The sequence below is a fragment of the Rhodococcus sp. EPR-134 genome, from assembly GCF_001647205.1.
GTDB classification, from domain to species: domain Bacteria; phylum Actinomycetota; class Actinomycetes; order Mycobacteriales; family Mycobacteriaceae; genus Rhodococcus_F; species Rhodococcus_F qingshengii.
In genome coordinates this window covers 1-6,680 of record NZ_LVCT01000785.1, presented here as the reverse complement: position 1 = coordinate 6,680, position 6,680 = coordinate 1, and the positions used below count along the sequence as shown (strand labels likewise).

At 62.6% G+C, this 6,680-nt stretch carries 6 protein-coding genes and 1 pseudogene; 1 reads left to right on the top strand and 6 read right to left on the bottom strand.

What is annotated here, in order from left to right; translation table 11 throughout:
- On the bottom strand, nucleotides 1-348 hold a 348-nt coding region (locus A2J01_RS33585), incomplete at its 3' end, for a VIT1/CCC1 transporter family protein (RefSeq protein WP_197494355.1).
- Nucleotides 349-479: 131 nt separating this feature from the next.
- On the opposite strand from A2J01_RS33585, the gene A2J01_RS33580 reads away from it, so the two are divergent.
- Nucleotides 480-1,238, top strand: coding sequence for an SDR family NAD(P)-dependent oxidoreductase (locus A2J01_RS33580; protein WP_030535265.1), 759 nt, complete (start codon nucleotides 480-482; stop codon nucleotides 1,236-1,238).
- Between the two features lie 3 nt (nucleotides 1,239-1,241).
- Here the strand turns inward: A2J01_RS33580 and A2J01_RS33575 are convergent, their stop codons facing one another.
- The 5 genes and pseudogenes from A2J01_RS33575 to A2J01_RS33555 all read right to left on the bottom strand — a co-directional run.
- Nucleotides 1,242-1,874, bottom strand: a complete 633-nt coding sequence (locus tag A2J01_RS33575) for a TetR family transcriptional regulator (protein ID WP_007733896.1) — start codon at nucleotides 1,872-1,874, stop codon at nucleotides 1,242-1,244.
- 114 nt (nucleotides 1,875-1,988) lie between these two features.
- Entirely contained in the window at nucleotides 1,989-3,365 is a 1,377-nt protein-coding gene (gene ftsW, locus A2J01_RS33570; protein ID WP_007733895.1) for a putative lipid II flippase FtsW, read from the bottom strand.
- A gap of 224 nt (nucleotides 3,366-3,589) precedes the next feature.
- Nucleotides 3,590-4,951 (bottom strand): MFS transporter, encoded by a 1,362-nt coding sequence (locus A2J01_RS33565; RefSeq protein WP_080712684.1) that lies wholly within the window; start codon nucleotides 4,949-4,951, stop codon nucleotides 3,590-3,592.
- A gap of 69 nt (nucleotides 4,952-5,020) precedes the next feature.
- Entirely contained in the window at nucleotides 5,021-6,415 is a 1,395-nt protein-coding gene (locus tag A2J01_RS33560; RefSeq protein ID WP_064114411.1) for an NtaA/DmoA family FMN-dependent monooxygenase, read from the bottom strand.
- A 29-nt stretch (nucleotides 6,416-6,444) separates the two neighbouring features.
- Nucleotides 6,445-6,680: pseudogene (locus A2J01_RS33555) on the bottom strand (LLM class flavin-dependent oxidoreductase); the annotation flags it as partial.

Genomic DNA, 6,680 nt, shown 5'->3' with positions numbered 1-6,680 from the left:
CTCGGTCAGTTCCTGAAGTTCAGCCTCCGGGGTCTCGAGGAGTTCCTTCTTCTCCTTCTGCAGGAGTGCGCGTTCGGTATCCCGCTGAGCGCTGACCGAGACGTACTCGCCCAACGCCATGGACACAGCGCCGGCAACCAGTCCAGCAAAACCGGCTGTGAAGATTGCTGAGCGCTCGGTTGTGGCTGCCGCAACACCGACCACGAGGCCTGCGGTCGAGACGATTCCGTCGTTTGCACCCAGAACACCTGCACGCAGCCAGTTCAGGCGATTGTTCAAACTCGGTGCGTGAGGTTCCGATTCCCCACCGGGCGCCCCGTCGGTCAACTGCACACTGTCTCCGGACATGGCAACAGATTAGGACGATCAGTCCGGTTGCGATAGCAATCTGAGCCTGTCCTTCGCGCACTGATATATTCCGATTGGCACCCCAACCAAGCATTTGTTAGGTTTGAAATCGGCAGACATCTGGAGGCATTGTGAGCGCAGTACGCACCGCTTTTGTCAGCGGCGGAACCGGTGGAATCGGGTCGGCGATCGCCCTGACCCTTGCCGAACGCGGACACGACGTCGCCTTCACCTACCGAAACAACAAGGGCGCTGCCGAGCAACTGAGCGAGCAGATTCGAGCGCATGGCGTGCGCGCCCACTCGTACGCTCTCGACTTGACCGACGAGTTGTCGATCAGCGCCGCCGTCAACGATGCGGTCGATGATCTGGGCACATTGACGACGCTGGTCCACGCTGCGGGACCGCACGTCCCGATGACGCACCTCTCACGTGTGACGCCGGCGTTCTTCACCGAACAACTCAACCAGGAGGCCGCGGCGTTCTTCACCCTCGTCCACACCGCCCTGCCTGCGCTGCGTGCATCCTCGGGTTCGGTGGTGGCGGTGACAACCGCGGCAACGGATCGCTTTCCCGTGCGCGACGGACTCTCCGCTGGCACCAAAGGGGCTGTCGAACAACTTGTTCGCGGATTCGCCGCAGAGGAAGGACGCTACGGCGTCCGGTTCAACGCTGTAGGACCAGGCATGTTGACGGACGGAATGGCGGAGCGCCTGATCAGCTCCGCCGAACTCGACCAAGGCGCGCTCGACGTGACGATGAGCCGAATCCCGTTGAAGCGCTTCGGATCAGCTGCCGACATCGCCGAAGCAGTATGTTTCCTCGCAAGCGACGCGGCCGGATTCATCAGCGGTCAGAAGCTCAACGTCGACGGTGGCTACACCGTCTGAGCGCTATCCGCCCAACTTGCGAAAGACCAGTCGCACGGCAAGTTCCAGGTGCGCCATCACCTCGTCCGTCGTCATCCGGCCCGCAACCCACGAGACGAGACTCGACATCCAGACGTCGTCGATCACCTTCACCGCGTCCAACTGCTGCTGCGAGACTTCCTCGACACCGATCGCCTTCGCGAACATCTCGGTCACGACCCCACCGAGCGCGTTGAGTTCCGGGGTCGCCGACGCGTCCGCGAACATGTACGCCCGAACCAACGCTTCGTAACGGAGGTGATCGGTCTCGAGGACCTCCGTATTCTTGCGCAGCACAAACAGAATCCGGTCCGACGGAGTCTCGCCCGGGATTACAAAGTCTTGGAATCTGTCACGCAAACCCTCGAACATCCACAACAATGCGACGACAAGCATGTGGTTCTTGGACGGGAAATACCGGTAAACAGTGCCGATCGCGACGCCGGCGCGATCGGCCACCGATCGCATCTGCACCGCGTCGTAGCCGCCTTCGGAGGCGGATTCCATTGCGGCGTCGACAATCCGGCGAAAACGCGCTCGCTGCGACGGCGTCGTACGACGTCCGGTCACCGAGCTACGTTCGACTACCGACTGGTCTGCCTTGTCGCCACCTGCCATGTCCACAACCCTTATTAGACGTCGTTTTGCCGACTCCCAATGTAGCCGCCCAACGCAATTGTCGGGTGCATGACTGCCCGCTTCCGAACTGCCCGCCAGTGGAACTGGCCCAGATCAGGAAGCGCGCCGCGGCCGATCGGATCGGCCGCGTCTACGTGGATCTTCCGACCAGTCGCGAGAGGGTGCGCGTCGGCCCGGAGCTGGAGCCCGGCGTCTGTCGGGTTGCGGCGCCCGTCGCTCCGGTCGGCGTTGCCCAGTTGGAGCAGGCTGGGCGCGGCGAGCTGGCGGCCTCCGTCGATCGGTCTGTGGCTTCTTGGCAATGCCGAACCGAGGCTTGCCGAAGACCAGCGGTATCCAACCGCGACCGCTGCTCTCAGCCGAGGCGACAGCCTCGGGCTCACGGAAGGCTGCGTGCGCGATGAGCCCGAACATCAGCAGGGTGGTGATCATCGACGTTCCGCCCGCCGAGATGAGCGGTAGTTGCAGACCGGTCACCGGAATCAGGCCGACGACGTAGGCGATGTTGATGAACGCCTGCACGACGATCAACGTCGTTGCCGTCGCTGTCATGACTTTGAGGAACGGATCAGTGGACCGTTTCGCGATCCGCAGCCCGACGATCAGAACCGCGGCAAAGAGAGCGACGACGATCAGCGCGCCGACCAGACCCAACTCTTCACCGATCACGGCAAAAATGAAGTCGTTGTGCGCCTGCGGGAGATAGCTCCATTTGGCGTCGGACTGTCCTAGACCGCGACCGAAGATGCCTCCGTTCGCCAGTGCGTACTTGGCCTGAGTGCTCTGGAAGTTCAAACCCTGCGGGTCGAGATCAGGATTGAGGAAAGCCTTGATGCGATCCGAGCGGTAACCAGCAGTAAGCCCGAGCACGAGAAATGCGACTGCGGAACCGAGTGTGAGGCTGATGAATGTCTTCATCCGGAACAGCCCGAACCACAGCACCGACATGAAGATGATGCCGATGGTGATGGTGGTTCCGAGGTCCTTCTCCAACACCACCAGAACCAGAACCAGCAACGTCGTACCGCCGATCACCGGCAGCGCGCGGTTGACGTCCATCCGCGCCTTCATGAACGACGCAACCGTCGCTGCGGACCAGATCGCCAGAGCAAGTTTGGCCAGCTCCGACGGCTGGAAGGAAATGCCCGCGATCACGAACCAGCTGCGAGCACCCATCTGTTCCGAGCCGATACCTGGAATCAGCACCAGGACAAGCAGAACAAGACACAGGATCAGCAGCCATGGTGAGGCTCTACGCATCGTTTCGGTCGGCAACCGCACGACCGCCACGAACATCACCAAACCGATCGCTGCGAACATGCACTGCGGCCAGAAGCGGGCGTAGGACGTCCCGGACAGAACATAGGATTCGACGCCCGAAGACGACAGCACCATCAGCAGTCCGAACGCGACGATCAGCACGACCAGACCGACGATCATATGGAAATCGAACAGTGGCCGATTGGTCCACATCGCCGTTCGAGCGCGGAAGGGTGTCGATGTGCGGTCACGTTTGTCCGACGCTCCACGGGGTGAGTTAACTGGCTCTCCACTCCCGCGACCGTTGGGCTTGTCTTCACTGCGACCGGTCACCACACAAGTATCGTCCCACGACTCCTAACCCATGGGTAACACAAGTCCCATGAGTCACACGGGCTCGGCCTCCCGAGGTCCATGTAGACCCACGAAATACCAGGTCACGTCCTTCGCCGGCGTCGGTCTGCCACCGCCCCCGCCAACGAGAGCGTCAACATGACCACGCAGACGGCAAGCGCGATCCCGAACGCACGTCCATATCCGTCGGGCGAGCATCCGAGTACACCGAGATACAACCCCGATACCGCGGCCAGCGAGATGGTCGCTGACAGGCGCTGAGACAGTTGAAGGAAACCCGCCGCAACACCGTTCGCGCCCGGCGGTGCATATTCGAGAGTCAGCACCCGATTGGGCGCGTCGACCAAGCCGCTGGCAACTCCCGACAACACCGCCAGGACTACCAGCACCGGGATCAGATGTTCCCGAGGAATCAGATTGACCGCCGCGATGTAGCCGAGGATGACAAGAATCTCGCCGACTATCGCAAAAACCACCGCACTTCGGCCGAACCTGGCAACGAGCCGCCATCCGAAAGCCGACGTCAGGGCCATCGCGAGTGAACTACCGGTCATGATCAACGCCGCACTCAGTGGGGCGAAGCCCAAACCTTCGATCAGATAGAGGCTGAGCACCGCGTTGACGGCGAGGATGGATCCGAACCAGAAGAGTGCAACCGTTGTACCGAGCCGAAATCCCCGAGAGGCGATCAACGACGGAAGCAGTACCGGCGTCCCACCGCGTGCGGCGTACCGACGTTCCCAGAACCAGAAGGCAACGGCAGCGCCGAACGCACCGATCAGGAAAGCCGCGGCGACAGTAACACTGGTCCGGGTCACGATGGGCCACAACAGGAGCCCGGTCGTAGTCGCCAGCAGACACAGCCCAACCGGATCGATCGACGCGCCCGATCGGGTGGTTCGATCACGGCGCAGAAAGCGAAACGCCAGAATCAGTGTGATCAGAGCAAACGGCACGTTGAGAACGAGAAGCAACCGCCATCCGAAGTCGGCGTCGGAATACTTCAGCAGAACGCCACCGAGGATCGGTCCGGAAACGCCGGCCAGACCACCCGCGGTGCTGTACGCGCCCAACGCCTTCGCCCGAGCCTTTCCGGACACCCGGTCGGTGATGATGCCGAGCACCTGCGAACTGATGGTGCCTGCGCCGGTCCCTTGCCCCAGCCGGGCCAACACGATCATCGACGGATCCGACGCACACGCTCCGAGGATTCCCATCACCGCGAAAATGCTCAGGCCCGCCAAGAACAAGCGTCTACGCCCGACGACGTCACCGAGTCGGCCCGCCGGCACCAGGGCCAAGCCGAAAGTCAGCGAATAGCTCGCAAGGATCCACTGCACCTCCGAGGTCGACGCGCCCAGCGACGCCCGGATCGACGGAACCCCGATTCCGAGCACCGCCGAATCGAGAAGGGTGGTGAAACCCGCAGCTACGCAGACGACGATTTCCCAGCGGACGGCCGAACCGAGCTTGGTGGATTCGGCCGTCGCTGTGACTGTGTGGGACAGGACCCGTTACCCCGCAGCTTCAGCCGTGGTCCGACGCGTGAGCGGCGGTCGCAACCCCAAGTGCTCTCGCAGCGTCGACGTGGAGTACTCGGTGCGGTACGCCCCACGCTCCTGCAGTTCCGGGATCAACCAGTCGACGATCTCGTCGAGCCCGGTCGGCACCAGGTACGGCGAGATGTTGAAGCCGTCCGAAGCTCCGTTGCGCACCCAATGGACCAACTGATCTGCGACCTGCCCCGGAGTGCCCGCAAAACCCGAACGCTGCGAGGTCTCGATGGCGACCTGACGTAGGGACAGATTCTTTGCCTCGGCAAGGGCACGCCATTCACGCGCGATCGCAATGGGGTCGTTGCCGTCCCGTGCGGAACCGCGCGTCTCCGAAACCGGGCGGGCAACCGGATCTTCCTCGGGGAGTGGACCGTCGGGGTCTCGATCGGAAAGGTCCTTACCCCACACCAGTCCGACGAGAGAGAGGGCAGTCTGACCGGTGAACTGGCCTTCGAGGACCCACCGCGCCTTCTCTTCGACCTCGGACTCGTTCTCCGCCAACACGATCTGCGTGCTGGGCAGGATCTTGACGTCGTCCTCCGGTCGCCCGACGCTACGCAACCGAGCCCGAATGTCGTCGGCGAAGTCGAGTGCGCCGTCGAAATGCGTCCCGTGTCGCGAGAAGATGACGTCGGCGTGCGTCGCCGCGAAATCGCGTCCAGTCGGCGAATCGCCCGCTTGAAAGATGACCGGATGTCCCTGTCTGCTGCGGGGAAGCGTCGGCGTCACGGAGATGTCGAACTGCGAAGTCTGGCGGCGTACGTCGCTCACGGCTCCCGGAGTCGACCAGTTCTCGGACGTGCGAGAGTCCGAGATCGCGTCGTCGGCCCACGAATCCCACAGTGCCCGTGCAGTTTCGATGAACTGCCCGGCACGCTCGTAACGCAGGGCGTGGTCGAGGAAACCACCGCGACGGAAATTCTCTCCCGTCCAAGCGTTGTCAGTGGTGACCGCGTTCCAGCCGGCCCGTCCGTCGGAAAGTAGATCGAGGCCGGAGAGTCGACGGGCGAGGTCGGCCGGTTCGTTGTACGTGGTGTTCTGTGTCGCGACCAGCCCGATCTTGTCGGTGATACCGGCGAGGGCGGCCAACTGCGCAATGGCGTCGGGGCGGCCGGCGATATCCAGATCGAGAATCTTGCCGTTCTGCTCGCGAAGACGAAGGCCCTCACCGAGGAAGAAGGCGTCGAACAGACCTCGCTCGGCGGTGAGTACCAACCGCCGAAACGTCTCGAAGTCGATCTGGGAACCGCTCGAGGAATCGGACCAGATGGTGGTGTGGTTGACCCCTTGGAAGAAGACGCCGAAGTGAACGTGTGCGTCGGGTCGAGGTACGGCGGAGCGTGATGCAGTCATAGCCGAAATGTCCTTAGCGCGAAGTCAAGTCAGGAGGAGTGGACGAATCGATTTGCGGGCCGCTGCAGGCCGAGGTTGCCCCTCAGAGTCGATCCCGGAACCGGGCGTCGCGTCACCCCGGCCTTGGACAGCGCCGGAAGCACGAATTTGGCCAGCACCGGAAGGTCCTCGTCGATCACGAGAGCGTGGAAATGAACACCGTCGAGGTATCGGGCCAATTCCTTCAGAACCACGGCCGCTTCCCCCGGATCTGCAGCCAGGAGCA

Bases quoted from the DNA above. Each gene is read 5' to 3' on its own strand.
- ftsW (WP_007733895.1), bottom strand. From the start codon at position 3,365: ATGTGGACCAATCGGCCACTGTTCGATTTCCATATGATCGTCGGTCTG.
- A2J01_RS33575 (WP_007733896.1), bottom strand. From the start codon at position 1,874: ATGGCAGGTGGCGACAAGGCAGACCAGTCGGTAGTCGAACGTAGCTCG.
- A2J01_RS33560 (WP_064114411.1), bottom strand. From the start codon at position 6,415: ATGACTGCATCACGCTCCGCCGTACCTCGACCCGACGCACACGTTCAC.